The following is a 14,600-nucleotide window of genomic DNA, read 5'->3' on the forward strand; positions in this document are numbered from 1 at the left end:
TCGGGTCGAGTCCGGGGCTGCGGAGGTACCTGGCGGTCCCGTGCGGGCTTCCCCACCCGGGCCGGGACCGCGAGGATCAGTCGCCGTAGACCGGGACCGCGAGGGACGTGCCCATCTGCAGACCCGAGGCGTTGGGCAGGGAGTTGAGCCGGACGATGTCGTCGATGGTGTCGCGCACGTCGCCCGAGGGGTTGGCCGCCGCCGCGATGCTCCACATGGTCTGGCCCGGCTGCACCGTGATCATGGTGGTCTCGACGATGCGACCGGAGGCATCGGTGGCCGCCGTGGACGACCCGAAGGTGACGGCCAGGGCCGCGATGACCATGAGGGCGGCCAGCACGACCGCGACCCGGCCCCGGCGGGTCAGCCGCAGCTCGGCGGGGGCCGCCGGCTGGACCTGGGCGACCGCCCGCAGGTGCCGCTCCTGGCGCGGTGCGTCGTGGGCACGCGCCGGCCGGAAGGTGAACGGGAGTTCGGCGTGGATGCTGCTCATGGTGGCCTCCGTGGGGGAAGTGAGACGAAGAGTGGCGTGCTCGGCCGAACACGGCCCGCGTGTCATCCGACCTGGTCCGATGAAGGATCAAGAGGCACGAACACGCGTTCGATCGAACACGTGAACGACAGTACGGGACACCACCGACAAAAGTGAAGAGGTGGATCGAACAAACTTTCTAGAGCCGTACTGCATGCCGTCTGACCTGCAGCGATGCCCGAAACTTGTGGTCCACACCACACGGTTCGGGCTCACCGAGCGGTGCAGGAGCACGTCGATGGGTACGGTCGATGCATGGGAGAACTGCGAAGCATCCTGACCACCGCGTGGAAGCAGGCGTCGTCGCGACAGGCGTCCCTGCTGGCGGCCGGGGTGGCGTTCTACGCCTTCCTGTCACTGTTCCCGGCGATGATCGCGGGGATCCTGACCTACGGCCTCGTCGTCTCGCCGGAGACCCTGACCCGGCACACCCAGGCCGTCGGCGACGCCCTGCCCGCCGATGCCGCCTCCCTCATCACCGGTCAGATGGAGTCGCTCGCCGACAGCTCCGGCGGGTCGCTCGGGTTCGGTCTGGCACTGGCCGTCGTGCTCGCGCTGTACAGCGCGAGCGGCGGCGTCGGCAACCTGGTGACGGCCGTCAACGAGATGTTCGGGTTCCCCGAGACCCGCAGCTTCATCAAGCGCAAGCTGCTCTCCCTCGGACTCACCGCCGGCGCGCTGCTGTTCTTCGTCGTCACGATCACCCTCGTCGCCGTCGCGCCGGCCGTGCTGGACGCCCTGATCGACGTGCCCGGTCTGCGCATCGCGCTCGAGGCCGGACGGTGGGCGATGCTGCTGGGCGCCCTGGTCGTCGGCGTCGGCGTGCTGTTCCGGCTCGCCCCCGACCGCACCGACGAACAAGCCACTCCCCTGGTGAACCGTGGCGTGGTGGTCGCGGCAGCGCTGTGGCTGGTCGTGTCGCTCGGGTTCTCGCTCTACGTCGACAACTTCGGCAGCTACGGCGAGACCTACGGCGCGCTGGCCGGCGTGGTGATCCTGCTGCTGTGGTTGTGGGCCGGGCTGTTCGCGATGCTGCTGGGCGCCTCGATCGAGTCGGTCCGCGAGGAAGCGGTGCTGGAGTCCGAGGACGACCTCAGTGACCCCGGCGTTCCGCCCGCCGCAGCCGGTGCGCACCGATCCGACGGGACAGACGATCCAGCGGTCGAGCGGGCCCGGGCATCGTCGACATGAGCCGGCCGAGCACGCCGCGCCACGCCGGCAACGTCCGGTAGACCCGCTTGGTCCCGAACATGTCGACCAGCGAGGTCGCGACCTTCTCGGGCGTCAGCATCACGCCGCCGGCGAGCGCCTGACGAGCGCCGCCACCGGGCACCATGCCGTCGACCATCGCCGTGGCCACCCCGTCGGGACATACCGCGTGCACGCCGATCCCGTCGGGCAACAGCTCGGTCGCCAACGAGGTCGCCAGCGACAGCACCGCGGCCTTGGTGGCCGCGTAGGCGCTCAGGCCGGGCACCGGGGCGTGGGCGCTGAGGGAGGCCAGGATGCCGATCTCTCCCCCGGTCACGCCGCTCGCCGCCTGCTGCCGGAACACCTCGGCGGCCGCCCGCACACCCCAGGCCACCCCCAGGACGTTGACGTCGAACTGCAGCCGGATCTGGTCGGACGTGAGATCGACCAGGTCGCCCTCGAACAGCACGCCGGCGTTGCACACCCAGGCGCCCAGAGGCGCGATCGCTGCCGTGCGGGCCGCCGCGGCACGGTTGGCCTGCTCGTCGGTGACGTCGAGGGCGAACCCCTCCACCGCGCCGATCTCGGCCGCCGTCCGTGCGGCGTCGGCAGCGTCGACGTCGGTGACCACCACCTGGTAGCCGCGGGTCACCAGCTCGGCGGCCACGGCCCGGCCGATGCCCCGCGCGGCGCCCGTCACGAGGGCGGACCGGGGCTGGGACGGGGTGACGAGAGGGCGAGGCATGGCCGTCACCCTAGTGGACGAGTCCCCGCGACACGCTCGAACATGTGTTTGATCGAACGCACCTTCGGTACTAGCCTGTGGGCATGAGCGACGAGCAGAACACCCCCGGAACCGACGCCGCGGTCACCGAGCTCCCCGACGGTCCCGCCGACGCCAACGGGCTCACCGCGCGGCAGCGCCGGGTCCTGGAGTTCCTGCGCGACGAGGTCGAGAAGCGGGGCTACCCGCCGAGCATGCGCGAGATCGGGCAGGCGGTGGGGCTGGTCAGCACCTCGTCGGTGTCGCACCAGCTCAAGCAGCTGGAGAAGATGGGGCACATCCGCCGCGATCCGTTCCGCCCTCGCGCCATGGAGATCTTCCTGCCCGACGGCGGCGCGGCACGCCATGCCGTCAGCAGCGCCTCCGCGTCCTCGTACGACGAGACCGGGATCGACGACGCCCACCCCGAGGCGACCTACGTCCCGATCGTGGGACGCATCGCCGCCGGTGGTCCGATCCTCGCCGAGGAGCGCGTCGAGGAGATCTTCCCGCTGCCGAAGTCGCTCGTGGGCGACGGCACGCTGTTCCTGCTCGAGGTGTCCGGCGACTCCATGATCGACGCGGCCATCTGCAGCGGTGACTACGTCGTCATCCGCCAGCAGCCGGTCGCCGAGAACGGCGAGATCGTCGCCGCCATGCTCGACGGTGAGGCCACCGTCAAGACGTTCCAGCGCAAGGACGGTCAGGTGTGGCTGCTGCCGCACAACGACGACTACTCCCCCATCGACGGCACCCACGCCACGATCCTCGGCAAGGTCACCGCGGTCCTGCGCCGCGTGTAGGCCGGTCGGGGGTTTCGAGGCTCGCAGGCTCGCACCTCAACCACCGAGTGGTCGCGTCGGTGGTTTCGAGGCTCGCACGCTCGCACCTCAACCACCGAGTGGTCGGCCTGCTCGGTGGTTGAGGTGGCGCGAGGAACGAGCGCCCTCGAAACCACAAACCTCCAGCGGTCAGCCGGCGTTCCAGGCGCTGGCGAACATCTGGTGCACCGTGTGCCGGTTCTCCCAACCCAGGTCGCGGGCCGCCTGCTCGCCGGTGGCCACGATCCGGGCCGGGTCGCCCGGCCGGGCCGGCCCGATCTCGGGTTCGAAGTCGATGCCCGTCGCGGCGGCCGCGGCGTCCATGATCTCGCGCACCGACACGCCCGACCCGCTGCCCAGGTTGTAGACCGCCTCGAGGGTCTCGCCCTCCACCAGGCGCCGGGCCGCGACCACGTGCGCCTCGGCCAGGTCGGCCACGTGGATGTAGTCGCGCACGCACGTGCCGTCGGGCGTGGGGTAGTCGGTGCCGTTGATGCGAGGGGTGCGGCCCTCCCGCAACGCCTTGATCACCAGCGGGAACAGGTTGTGCGGGCTGGTGTCGTACAGCTCCGGCACGGCCGACCCGACCACGTTGAAGTACCGCAACGAGGTGTGCCGCAGACCCGATGACCGGCCCACGTCGGCGATCAGCCACTCGCCGATCAGCTTGCTCTCCCCGTACGGGGACTCCGGCCGGGTCGGGGTGTCCTCGGTGACCAGCTCCACGTCGGGCGTGCCGAACACCGCTGCGCTGGAGGAGAACACCAACGCGTCGACGCCGTTGGCCTCCATCGCCTCCAGCAGCAGCACCGTGCCCTGCACGTTCTGCTGGTAGGTGTGCAGCGGACGGTCGACCGAGACACCGGCGTACTTGAAGCCGGCCAGGTGGATCACGGCCTCCACGGAGTGGTCGGTCATCGCCCGGGTGATGGCGGCGGCATCGAGCAGGCTCGCCTGCACCAGCGGCACCTCGTCCGGCACGAACTCCGCGTGCCCGCTGGAGAGGTCGTCGATCACGACGCAGTCCATGCCGGCCAGCCCCAGGGCCCTGACGACGTGCGAACCGATGTAGCCGGCGCCGCCGGTGACCAGGATGCTCATCACGCCACCCTAGCCAGCGTCGGCGTCGAGGCGCCGCAGTGCCGACAGCACCACGTCGCGGTCGGTCGTGCGCCACATGGTCGGCAGCGATGCCGCGAGGAAGGAGCCGTACCGCGCCGTCACGAGCCGGGGGTCGAGCACGGCCACCACGCCCTTGTCGGTGGTGCGCCGGATCAGCCGGCCCGCGCCCTGCGCGAGCAGCAGGGCGGCGTGCGACGCCGCCACCGCCATGAAGCCGTTGCCGCCGCCCTTCTCGACCAACCGCTGCCGGGCGCTCATCAGCGGGTCGTCGGGCCGCGGGAACGGGATCTTGTCGATGATGACCAGCTGACAGGTGTCGCCGGGCACGTCGATGCCCTGCCACAGGCTCAGGGTGCCGAACAGGCAGGTGCTCGGCTCGGCGACGAAGCGCCGGGCCAGCTCGCTGAGCTGGGCATCGCCCTGGCACCAGATGTCGAGGTCGGGCAGCCGCTCCCGCACCGCCTCGGCGGCCGTCTCTGCGGCACGGCGGGACGAGAAGAGGCCCAGCGTGCGGCCGCCCGAGGCCTCGATGAGCTCGGTGATCTCGGCGATCTGCGCCTCCCCCAGGCCGTCGCGCGCCGGCGGCGGCAGATGCTTGGCGACGTACAGCATGCCCTGCCGGGCGTAGTCGAACGGCGACCCGACGTCGACCCCCGTCCAGTCGTCGCCGCCGGGGGCGAGCCCCAGGCTGCGGGCCACCGGGTCGAACCCCCCACCCACGGTCAGGGTGGCGCTGGTGAGCACCACGGTGCGGTCGGCGAACAGCTTGTCCCGCAGGCTGGCCGCGACGTCGATCGGCGCCACGTGCAGCCGGGGGCCGCCACGACCGTCGCTGCTCCACACCACCTGGGTGTCGCCCGCGGCGATCATCCGCTCCGCGATCCGCCGGACGTCGTCGACCAGGCCTCTCGCCTGCTGGCGTCCCGGATCCGGCTCGGTGCCGCCGGTCTCCTTGGTGAACGCCGACAGGCAGGCCCGGGCGGTGTCGCGCACGAACGCGAGCACCTCGGCCAGCGGCTGCGGAAGGCTGTCGATGCGGCCCGGCTCGGTGCGGGTCAGCACGTCGGACAACGACTCCGAGGCATCACTGAGGTCGTCGGCCGCGGTGTCCTCGGTGACGTGCGAGCGGGCCCGGCGGGCAGCTCGCTCGACCAGGCCGGGATCGAGCTCGTCGGTGGACGCCTGCGTCACCCGGGCGGTCAGCTCGTGGGCCTCGTCGATCACCACGGTGTCGTACTCCGGCAGCATCGGCACGCCGTCGATGGCGTCGATCGCGAGCATCGCGTGGTTGGTCACCACCACCTGGGCTCGGTGTGCGTCCTCCTTGGCCAGCTCGGCGAAGCACTCGCCCGCGTACGCGCACCGGGAGGCTCCGAGGCACTCGCGATGGGTGACGCTGACCTGTCGCCACGCCGGGTCGCTGTGCGGCGGAGCCGCGTCCTTGTCGCCGGTGTGCCCGTCGGCGGCCTGCTGCTCGGCCCACGACCGCAGCTCGACGACCTCGGCGCCCAGCGTGCCCTCGGGCACCTCGATCAGCACCCCTTGGTCGTCCGGGGCGCCCTCGCGCACCCGGTGCAGGCAGGCGTAGTTGGCCCGGCCTTTCACGACCGCGTGGTGCGGCACCTCGTCCAGGGTGGCGCGGGCGGCCTCCTTCAGCGCCGGGATGTCGCGTTCGACCAGCTGGTGCTGCAGGCCGAGGGTGGCCGTCGCGATGACGACCCGCTGGTCGTGCAGCAGGCTCGGCACGAGGTAGGCCAACGACTTGCCGGTGCCGGTGCCGGCCTGCACCAGCAGGTGACGGCCGTCGGTGAACGCTCCGGCGATCTCCTCGGCCATCCGCTGCTGGCCGTCGCGGGGGGTTCCGCCGAGGGAGTCGACGGCGGCGGCGAGCACCGCAGCCACCGTGGGAGCCGGGTGGGAGGGCGCTTCGGGCATGCGCGTCAGGCTAGTCGGCCGGGGTCGTCGACGGCTCGGACCGGTCCACAGGTGCACCCCGGCGGCGTGACCACCAGAAGAACGCCGCAGCCAGCACGAACACCACGATCGACGTCCACACGTTGAGGCGGAACGGCCCGATCTCGTTGACGGTGTCGATGCGCAGCATCTCGATCCAGAACCGGCCGGCGGTGTAGAACATCACGTACAGCGCGAACGCCCGCCCGCCCGTGAGCCTCACCCGACGGTCGATGAGCACCAGCAGCAGGGCTGCGGCCAGGTTCCACAGCAGCTCGTACAGGAACGTGGGGTGGAAGGTCGCGAACTCCAGGAATCCGGCCGGGCGGTTCTCGGGGTCGATCTCCAGCGCCCACGGCAGCTCGGTCGGGCGGCCGAACAGCTCCTGGTTGAAGTAGTTGCCGAGCCGGCCCACGGCCTGCGCGACCAGCAGACCGGGCGCGATCGCGTCGGCCACGGCGGCGAACGAGACGCCCGCCCGGCGGGCCGCGATGTAGGCGCCGAGGGCGCCGCCGGCCACCGCGCCCCAGATGCCCAGGCCGCCCTGCCAGATCTTCAGCGCGTCGACCGCGCTCTGGCCGTCGCCGAAGTACAGCTGGGGGTCGGTCGCCACGTGGTAGATGCGGGCGCCGACGATGCCGAACGGGATGGCCCAGATGGCGACGTCGCTGATGACGCCGTCCTTGCCGCCGCGCGCCTGGAACCGGCGCTCACCGATCCAGATGGCCAGCAGGGCCCCGATGATGATGCCCAGCGCGTAGGCCCGCAGCGGGAACGGGCCGATCTCCCAGACGCCCGAGGAGGGGCTGGGGATCGACTGGACGAGGGTCTGGGGGGTCATGCTCGCTCCACTCCGTCACGCAGGTCGGCGGCCAGCTCTCGCACGGCGGCGATGCCGCTGGCCTCGTCGGGGGCGTCCAGCAGGCACCGCACGATCGCGGAGCCGACGATCACGGCGTCGGCGTAGGCGGCGATCTCGCGGGCCTGGGCGCCGTTGCTGACCCCCAGGCCGACGCCGACCGGCTTGTCGGTGACCTCACGCAGGCGTGCCACGAGTGCCGGCGCGAGGCTCGACGTCTGCTGGCGCTGGCCCGTGACGCCCATGACGGCGGTGGCGTAGATGAACCCGCTGGCGGCCTCGGCCGTCATCGCGAGCCTCGCGTCGGTCGACGACGGCGCCACGAGGTAGACGCGGTCCAGGCCGTGGGCGCGGGACGCGGCGTCCCACTCGGCCCCCTCGTCGGGGATCAGGTCGGGCGTGATCATGCCGGCACCACCGGCAGCGGCCAGCTCGTCGGCGAACCGGTCGACGCCGTAGCGCTCCACCAGGTTCCAGTAGGTCATGACGACGGTGGGGGTGCCGGTCGCGGCCGAGGCGGCCACGACGTCGAAGACGTCTGCCGTCCGGCTGCCCGCGGCGAGCGCGATCTCGGCGGCGGCCTGGATCGTCGGTCCGTCCATGACCGGGTCGCTGTAGGGCAGGCCGACCTCGACGAGGTCCACCCCGCCGTCGATCATCGCGCGGATCGCCGCGATCGACGTCTCCTTGGTGGGGAACCCGGCGGGCAGGTAACCGACCAGCGCGGCCCGGTTCTCGGCACGGGTGCGCTCGAACAGGTCGTCGATCGACGTCATGCCGACCCGGCGGGCTCGTCGAGCAGACCGAAGTACTCGGCCGCGGTGTGGACGTCCTTGTCGCCACGGCCCGACAGGTTGACCAGGATCGTGGCGTCGGGACCGAGCTCCTGCGCCAGGGTCAGGGCGCCGGCCAGCGCGTGGGCCGACTCGATGGCCGGGATGATGCCCTCGGTCTTGCACAGCAGATCGAAGGCGCTCATGGCCTGGGCGTCCGTGGCGGCGATGTACTTCGCCCGCCCGATGTCGGCCAGGTGCGAGTGCTCGGGGCCGACGCCGGGGTAGTCGAGGCCGGCCGAGATGGAGTGCGACTCAGCGGTCTGCCCGTCGGCGTCCTGCAGCAGGAAGGAGCGGGCACCGTGCAGCACCCCGACCTCACCCCCGCCGATGGTCGCGGCGTGCCGGCCGGTCTCGACACCGTCCCCGCCGGCCTCGACACCCACGAGGCGCACGTCGGCGTCGTCGACGAAGGCGGTGAACAGGCCGATGGCGTTGGACCCTCCGCCCACGCAGGCGACGGCGGCGTCGGGCAGGCGGCCGTCGAGTGCCAGCACCTGCTCGCGGGCCTCGTCACCGATCCCGCGGGCGAGGTCGCGCACCATCGTCGGGAAGGGGTGGGGTCCGGCGGCGGTGCCGAACAGGTACGAGGTGTGGTCGACGCTGCTGACCCAGTCGCGCAGCGCCTCGTTGATCGCGTCCTTCAGGGTGCGGCTGCCGGTGGTGACCGAGACGACCTCGGCGCCCAGCATCCGCATGCGGGCGACGTTGAGTGCCTGCCGCTCGGTGTCGACCTCTCCCATGTACACGACGCAGTCGAGGTCGAGGTACGCGCAGGCGGTGGCCGACGCGACGCCGTGCTGACCGGCCCCCGTCTCGGCGATCGCCCGGGGCTTGCCGATCCGCTTCGCCAGCAGCGCCTGGCCCATGACGTTGCGGATCTTGTGGGCCCCGGTGTGGTTGAGGTCCTCACGCTTGAGCAGGATCCGGGCACCGGCGGCCTCGGAGAACCGGCTGGCCTCGTACAGCGGGCTCGGGACGTTGGCGTACTCGCGCATCATCCGGGCCAGCTCGGTGGTGAACGTGGGATCGGCCTGGGCCTCGACCCACGCCTGGGCGAGCTCCTCGAGCGGACCCACGAGCGCCTCGGGCATGAAGCGCCCGCCGAACCGGCCGAAGTGGCCGGACGCGTCCGGCTGGGAGTAGTTCATGGGGTGGTTCAGCTCCGATGGTGCAGGGCGGGGTGGGCGCCCGCCGCGACGAGGTCGGCCACCGACGCGCGCGGGTCGGCGTCCCGGACCAGCGTCTCACCGACGAGCACGACGTGCGCGCCGTGCTTGGCGTACTCGATGACGTCGTGGGGGCCCCGGACCCCGGACTCCGCGATCCGGACCACGTGGTCGGGGATCAGGTCGGCGACCCGGGCGAAGGTGTCGCGGTCGACCTCGAGGGTCTTGAGGTTGCGGGCGTTGACGCCGATCAGGTCGGCGCCGGCGTCGAGCGCACGGGCGATCTCGTCGGCGTCGTGCACCTCGACCAACGGGGTGAGGCCGATCGAGCGGGCCCGCTCGACCAGGCTCTCGAGTGCGTTCTGTGGCAGCGCCGCGACGATCAGCAGGGCCAGGTCGGCGCCCGCGGCGCGCGCCTCCCACAGCTGGTACGAGGTGGTGATGAAGTCCTTGCGCAGCACCGGCACGTCGACGCGGTGACGCACGGCCCGCAGGTCGTCGAGCGTGCCGCCGAAGCGTCGCTCCTCGGTGAGCACGCTGATCGCGGCCGCACCGCCGGCGGCGTAGTCGCACGCCAGGGCGGCCGGGTCCTTGATGGTGGCCAGGGCGCCCTTGCTGGGGCTGGACCGCTTGACCTCGGCGATGACCGAGACACCGTCGGCGCGGAAGGCCGGCATGGGGTCCAGGGACTCGGGCTGGCGGGCGGCCTGCTCCTTGAGCTGGTCGAGGGACGTCTCGGCCATGCGCCGCTCGAGGTCGAGGGCGGCACCCTCGAGGATCTCGTCGAGAACGGACATGACACCTCCTGACCGATGAACGCTTCTGATCCAGAGTAGACCCGGGGTGAGGGCACCCGAACACGGGTCTCGTCCGGCCGTCGCGCCTCTCTATGCTCGGGACATGACGACGAACGAGCCGCCCCCGGGCACCGGGGACCACGACCCCTACGGCGGCACGCCGCCGCACCACGGATCGACCCCTCCGCCGCCGGGCGGACATCCCCCACCCGGCGGCCACCCGCCGCAGCCTCCCGCCGCCGTGCCGGAGACCAACGGCAAGGCGTTGTGGTCGATGATCCTGGGCATCGTCGGCCTCATCTGCTGCGGGCTGTTCGCCGGCATCCCGGCCCTGGTGCTCGGAAGCCTGGCGCGGAACGAGATCACCGCGTCCGGCGGTCGGCAGGACGGCAGCGGCATGGCGACCGCAGGTGTCGTGCTCGGGAGCATCTCGATCGTGCTCTCGCTGGTCAGCATCGTCCTGTACTCCACCGGTGTGCTGACGCTCGACTTCTCGCTGGACTGAGCGCGCCGTTCAGGGCTGCAGGCCGACGCCCCACGGGGTCAACCGGAACACCCCGAACGCCAGCACGACGACGAAGGCGACCGTCGCGCCGCGCGGCCTGACGGGAACCAGGGGGACGTCGTGGCCACGGGCCCGGCGGGCGGTCCACACCAGCCACGAGATCGCGAGGAAGGCCACCAGGGCGACGGCCATCGCGTTGCTGCCGAGCGCCCCGACCACGTCACCGTGGGTGAGGTCGTTGACGGCCCGCATGCCTCCGCACCCCGGGCACGGCAGCCCGGTGAGCAGCAGGAACGGGCAGTACCCCCACGATCCCGACTCGTGCGGATCACGCACGTGCAGGGCCGCCGCGCCCAGCAGGCCACCGGCCCCCAGGAGCACCGGCGCCCGCAGGAGCGCGGCCCGCGACCGTTCGGCCGGCCGGACCGACGCTCCCGTCGGGGCGGTGGTCACGACCGGACGGACACCGAGCTCATGACCTTGTCGTGCAGGGTCTGCTTGCGGGGGTCGAACAGGGGCCACAGCACGTCGACGAGCTGACCGAACGGGATGAACCCGAAGCCGAACGCCACCAGCCAGCGCAGGAAGCCCATCCCGCCGCCGAGCACCGCGCCGGTGTCGGCGCGCAGGGTGCGGACACCGACGAGCTGCTTGCCCAGGCTCTGACCGCGCGTGCCGATGCGGACGCCACGGTTCCAGATGTCGAAGCCGAAGAACACCAGGCCACCGATGACCAGCACGAGGATGCCCAACGGGTCGACCGTGCCGGTGGCCTCGTCGGTCACGGGGTCGATCTCGAGGTCGCTGAAGGCCATGACGAGACCCACCACGACCGGGACGATCGCCACGGCCACGGCGATCAGGCCGTCGATGACCGAGGCACCGACGCGGATCCACCAGCCGGCGTACACCGGACCCGCACCGGCCGGAGCGGGCTGCGCCCCGGGGTACGGGGTGCTGGCGTTCGGGTCGTTCGGGTACTGCGGGTACTGCGGGTACTGGTCCGACATGTCGGCCCCCTTCAACAGGTCAGTGGGTGGAGCGGTCCTGGCCGAATCCGGCCGAGGACATGATCTTGCCGAGCGGCGCCGCGAGCAGGGCGATCACGGTGCCGATGGTGAACAGGACCCAGTTGGGGTCGGGGATCAGGGCGATCCCGCCGATCGTGGTGCCGACGAGGGCGACGATGACAGCGGTCCAGGACGCGGGCGACGATCCGTGCGACATGCGAGGGCTCCTGAGGTTCGGGGGTGCGGTCCCAGCCTACCGTCAGGAACCGGTCACTGACCGGCGACCTCCGCGGCGTCGACCGTCGCGGGGAGCGCCCGCTCGGCACGACGGATCTCCACGGTGCGGCGCCGGCGGGAGTGCCGCTCGATCAGGTCGAGGACACCCTGGTAGTCCAGGCCCTTCTTGATGCCGATGACGATGCCGACGGTCGCGAGCAGGATCGCCAGGTCGAGGCGGACGGAGTAGCCCTGGATGCACGCACGGCAGTACGCACCCTCGAGCCGCAGCCGCTCGGCGTCGGTGAGCACGTCACGACCGACCAGCTGGGCGGGGCCGGTGAGCCCGGCCTTGGTGAGGAACCGGTCGTCGGCGTCGGCGTACTCCTCACGCAGGCAGCGCATGACGTTCTCGGGCAGCGGGCGGTTGCCGATGATGCTCATCTGCCCACGGATCACGTGGACGAACTGCGGCAGCTCGGTGATGCCGCACCGCTCGAGCAGCCGGCCGACCGAGGTGTACAGCGGCGAGTCCGCCGGGATGTTGAGGAACCGGACCTGGTTCTCGACCGGCACGACGTCGCGGTTGACGAGCTTCTCGGCGTTCTTGACCATCGTGCGGAACTTGACGATCCGGACCACCTGGCCGTCGTCGATGCGACGCATCGACCGGTACAGCACCGGCCGCCCCGTGCCGATCAGCACCGCGAGGGCCGCGACGGTGAGGACCGGCACCCACACGATGGCGCCGCACAGCACCAGCACCAGGTCCAGGGCACGTTTCATCTTCATCAGGCCGGTCGCCTCTCACTCGTCGAGTCAGGCAGGGATCGGTCGTGGCCACGACGAACGGCACGACCGGGGAACAGGGAGCCGGCGGCGACGACGAGGCCGTGCACCAGCAGCCAGAGGCGGGCGTCGAGGCCCGCCACCCGGGAGGTCGGTGGACCGTCGAGCAGCGCGTCGATGGCCGCCGCCAGACGGGTGTACGTGGTGTGCAGCAACGACCGGCCGGTGCTGTCGCTGATCCGGCCCGGGTACACGACCGACAGGCCGGCGCCCGGGTGCTGCCCGACGATGCGACGCAGCTCGGCCTCGACCACGGCCTTCCATCCCCCGTACGACCGACGCGACTCGTCGGGCGCGACGGCGATGATGGACGACACGAGCACCACGTGCACGGGCGACCCGTGCGCGGCGTCGATCAGTCGCTGGACGGTGTCGACGTCACGGCGGACCGCGTCGGAGACGTCGGCGACGGCCGGGGAGCCGGGGTGCACGGGACCGAGGGCACAGACCACGACCCGCAGCGCCGCACCGGCGGGAAGGTCGAGGGTGTCACCCGCGACGACGACGGACGAGCCGCCCACGGCCAGCTCGCCGGCCTCGGCGCGGTCACGGGCGAGCAGGTGCACCGCGGATCCGGCGGCCGCGGCACGGGCGGCCACCGCGGCGCCGAGGCGCGTCCGGGGTCCGACGACGACGGTGACCGTCGTGGGAGCCGTGACTCCGTCGGAGCCCTGCGGGGCCGAGGGGGTGGCGTCCACGTCGAGGGTCGGCCGGCTGTCCATGGTCCTACCGTCCGCTCGCGGTGAGGATGCGCTCGAAGCGGTCGGCGCAGTCGGACAGCGCGAACTCACGTTCGGCGAGGGCTCGAGCATCGGCGCCGATGCGCTCGCGGCGCTCCGGGTCGCCGAGCAGCTCCGCGACCCACGTGGCGGCGTCGTCCATCGCGGTCTCGGCGGGCGCGAACACGCCGCCGCCGACGCCGGCGACCAGGTCGGCCGCCAGGTTCTCCGCCGGCATCAGGCCCAGGATCGGCCGGCCCGCGCACAGGTACGACAGCGTCTTGGACGGCACCGAGAAGGCGCCGGCCTGCTGGTCCAACAGCACCACCAGCACGTCGCCGCTGGCGAGCACCTCAGGGAGTCGTTCGTACGGCTGGAACGGCAGCAGCGTGACCGGCACGTCGTGGCGGGCGGCCTCGGCGCGAATGACCTCGACCGCGGGACCCTCGTTGACCACGACCAGGCGGACGTCGCGGCCGGCCTCGCGGACGCGGCGTGCGACCGAGACGAGCAGCGCCGGGTCGTGCTTCAGCCCGAGGGTGCCGGAGTAGAGCAGGGTGAGGGTGTCGTCGAGGCGGTGCTCGACCGACCAGTCGTTCTTGCGCTCCCGGGGGACGATCTCGTCGAGGGGCGCCCAGTTCGGGATGACGGTGACCTTGTCGGCGGTGCCCCACTGACGGTGGACCTCGACGAAGGAGTCCGCGATCGCGACGACGGCGGACGACCGGCGCGAGCACCACCGCTCCGCGACGGCGACACCGCCCGCCACGTACCGGAACGAGCGCGACAGCTTGGCGCCGGCGAACGACCGCATGGCCACGGAGTAGACGTCCTGGTGCCACAGGACCCACGGCGTGCGGGTCACCATCATGGCGAGGGCGAAGATCGTGAGGGTCGGGATCTGCACGTTCGACATCAGGGCGACGTCGGGACGGACCCGCCGGACGTGACGCACCAGCTCGAACCCGAGGCGCACCTCCTGCAGGAGACGCTTGAGGAACTGGTCCTTCGCGAGGACGACACCGTCGCCGACGGTCTCGAACGTCAGCGACTCGTCGGGCCCGGCCACGAGGTGGCCCTTGCCGGAGACGTAGCCCGCACAGGAGGAGTGGACGACGTCATGGCCACGACGGGAGAGTTCCCGACTCAGCTGCACCTGGAACGGGTGCCCGCTGAAGTCGTGGACCAACATCCGCATACAACTTGCCCCTTATTCGGCCGTCATCACTTCCGCAACTTGAGTAACGAGATCGGTCACCGC

At 71.7% G+C, this 14,600-nt stretch carries 17 protein-coding genes; 3 read left to right on the forward strand and 14 right to left on the reverse strand.

The genetic code is table 11. The features are described 5' to 3' along the window. Positions 1–76: 76 nt before the first annotated feature. On the reverse strand, positions 77–493 hold the full coding sequence (locus HMPREF0063_RS07320; RefSeq protein ID WP_007078025.1) for a LysM peptidoglycan-binding domain-containing protein: 417 nt from the start codon (positions 491–493) through the stop codon (positions 77–79). Positions 494–787: 294 nt separating this feature from the next. Between HMPREF0063_RS07320 and HMPREF0063_RS07325 the strand changes: the two genes are divergently transcribed. Continuing rightward, positions 788–1,723, forward strand: coding sequence for a YihY/virulence factor BrkB family protein (locus tag HMPREF0063_RS07325; protein ID WP_007078026.1), 936 nt, complete (start codon positions 788–790; stop codon positions 1,721–1,723). On the opposite strand, the gene HMPREF0063_RS16210 is transcribed toward HMPREF0063_RS07325, so the two are convergent. Continuing rightward, complete coding sequence (locus HMPREF0063_RS16210; RefSeq protein WP_007078027.1) at positions 1,626–2,468, reverse strand: SDR family NAD(P)-dependent oxidoreductase; 843 nt, start codon at positions 2,466–2,468, stop codon at positions 1,626–1,628. The genes HMPREF0063_RS07325 and HMPREF0063_RS16210 overlap by 98 nt on opposite strands. 83 nt (positions 2,469–2,551) lie before the next feature. Here HMPREF0063_RS16210 and lexA point away from each other — a divergent pair, with 83 nt between their 5' ends. After that, complete coding sequence (gene lexA / locus HMPREF0063_RS07330; RefSeq protein ID WP_040320168.1) at positions 2,552–3,289, forward strand: transcriptional repressor LexA; 738 nt, start codon at positions 2,552–2,554, stop codon at positions 3,287–3,289. A 168-nt stretch (positions 3,290–3,457) separates the two neighbouring features. Here lexA and galE read toward each other — a convergent pair whose 3' ends face one another. Genes galE through trpC form a run of 6 tightly spaced genes read right to left on the reverse strand, consistent with a single transcriptional unit; the run spans position 3,458 to position 10,040 of the window. Further along, entirely contained in the window at positions 3,458–4,408 is a 951-nt protein-coding gene (gene galE, locus HMPREF0063_RS07335) for a UDP-glucose 4-epimerase GalE (RefSeq protein ID WP_040320169.1), read from the reverse strand. Positions 4,409–4,417: 9 nt separating this feature from the next. Continuing rightward, positions 4,418–6,364 carry an ATP-dependent DNA helicase gene (locus tag HMPREF0063_RS07340; protein ID WP_007078031.1) on the reverse strand — a complete coding sequence of 649 codons (1,947 nt, stop codon included), beginning with the start codon at positions 6,362–6,364 and terminating at the stop codon, positions 4,418–4,420. A 10-nt stretch (positions 6,365–6,374) separates the two neighbouring features. Further along, a complete protein-coding gene (gene lgt / locus HMPREF0063_RS07345) occupies positions 6,375–7,223 on the reverse strand; it encodes a prolipoprotein diacylglyceryl transferase (RefSeq protein ID WP_007078032.1) in 849 nt (282 codons plus the stop codon). Beyond that, a complete protein-coding gene (gene trpA, locus HMPREF0063_RS07350) occupies positions 7,220–8,017 on the reverse strand; it encodes a tryptophan synthase subunit alpha (RefSeq protein ID WP_007078033.1) in 798 nt (265 codons plus the stop codon). Before trpA ends, lgt begins: the two co-directional genes overlap by 4 nt. After that, the gene (gene trpB, locus HMPREF0063_RS07355; protein ID WP_007078034.1) at positions 8,014–9,225 is read right to left on the reverse strand and encodes a tryptophan synthase subunit beta; all 1,212 of its coding nucleotides are present in this window, start codon (positions 9,223–9,225) and stop codon (positions 8,014–8,016) included. The genes trpA and trpB overlap by 4 nt, the downstream gene beginning before the upstream one ends. Before the next feature lie 8 nt (positions 9,226–9,233). Then, positions 9,234–10,040, reverse strand: coding sequence for an indole-3-glycerol phosphate synthase TrpC (gene trpC / locus HMPREF0063_RS07360; RefSeq protein WP_007078035.1), 807 nt, complete (start codon positions 10,038–10,040; stop codon positions 9,234–9,236). Between the two features lie 103 nt (positions 10,041–10,143). Between trpC and HMPREF0063_RS07365 the strand changes: the two genes are divergently transcribed. Next, positions 10,144–10,545, forward strand: coding sequence for a DUF4190 domain-containing protein (locus tag HMPREF0063_RS07365; protein WP_083788881.1), 402 nt, complete (start codon positions 10,144–10,146; stop codon positions 10,543–10,545). A 9-nt stretch (positions 10,546–10,554) separates the two neighbouring features. On the opposite strand, the gene HMPREF0063_RS07370 is transcribed toward HMPREF0063_RS07365, so the two are convergent. From HMPREF0063_RS07370 to HMPREF0063_RS07395, 6 genes are read right to left on the reverse strand one after another with little or no spacing between them, the layout of a single operon-like run. After that, positions 10,555–10,998, reverse strand: a complete 444-nt coding sequence (locus HMPREF0063_RS07370; protein ID WP_007078037.1) for a DUF2752 domain-containing protein — start codon at positions 10,996–10,998, stop codon at positions 10,555–10,557. Next, positions 10,995–11,555 (reverse strand): RDD family protein, encoded by a 561-nt coding sequence (locus HMPREF0063_RS07375; RefSeq protein ID WP_007078038.1) that lies wholly within the window; start codon positions 11,553–11,555, stop codon positions 10,995–10,997. Before HMPREF0063_RS07375 ends, HMPREF0063_RS07370 begins: the two co-directional genes overlap by 4 nt. Before the next feature lie 19 nt (positions 11,556–11,574). Next, on the reverse strand, positions 11,575–11,772 hold the full coding sequence (locus HMPREF0063_RS07380) for an HGxxPAAW family protein (RefSeq protein WP_007078039.1): 198 nt from the start codon (positions 11,770–11,772) through the stop codon (positions 11,575–11,577). Positions 11,773–11,825: 53 nt separating this feature from the next. Then, positions 11,826–12,563: a sugar transferase gene (locus HMPREF0063_RS07385; RefSeq protein ID WP_007078040.1), complete on the reverse strand. Its 738-nt coding sequence runs from the start codon at positions 12,561–12,563 to the stop codon at positions 11,826–11,828. Then, entirely contained in the window at positions 12,563–13,342 is a 780-nt protein-coding gene (locus tag HMPREF0063_RS07390) for a Rossmann-fold NAD(P)-binding domain-containing protein (protein ID WP_040320170.1), read from the reverse strand. The genes HMPREF0063_RS07385 and HMPREF0063_RS07390 overlap by 1 nt, the downstream gene beginning before the upstream one ends. A 4-nt stretch (positions 13,343–13,346) precedes the next feature. Then, positions 13,347–14,537 (reverse strand): glycosyltransferase family 4 protein, encoded by a 1,191-nt coding sequence (locus HMPREF0063_RS07395; RefSeq protein ID WP_007078041.1) that lies wholly within the window; start codon positions 14,535–14,537, stop codon positions 13,347–13,349. Between the last annotated feature and the right edge of the window lie 63 nt (positions 14,538–14,600).

The sequence above is a fragment of the Aeromicrobium marinum DSM 15272 genome, from assembly GCF_000160775.2.
In the GTDB taxonomy this organism is placed as follows: domain Bacteria; phylum Actinomycetota; class Actinomycetes; order Propionibacteriales; family Nocardioidaceae; genus Aeromicrobium; species Aeromicrobium marinum.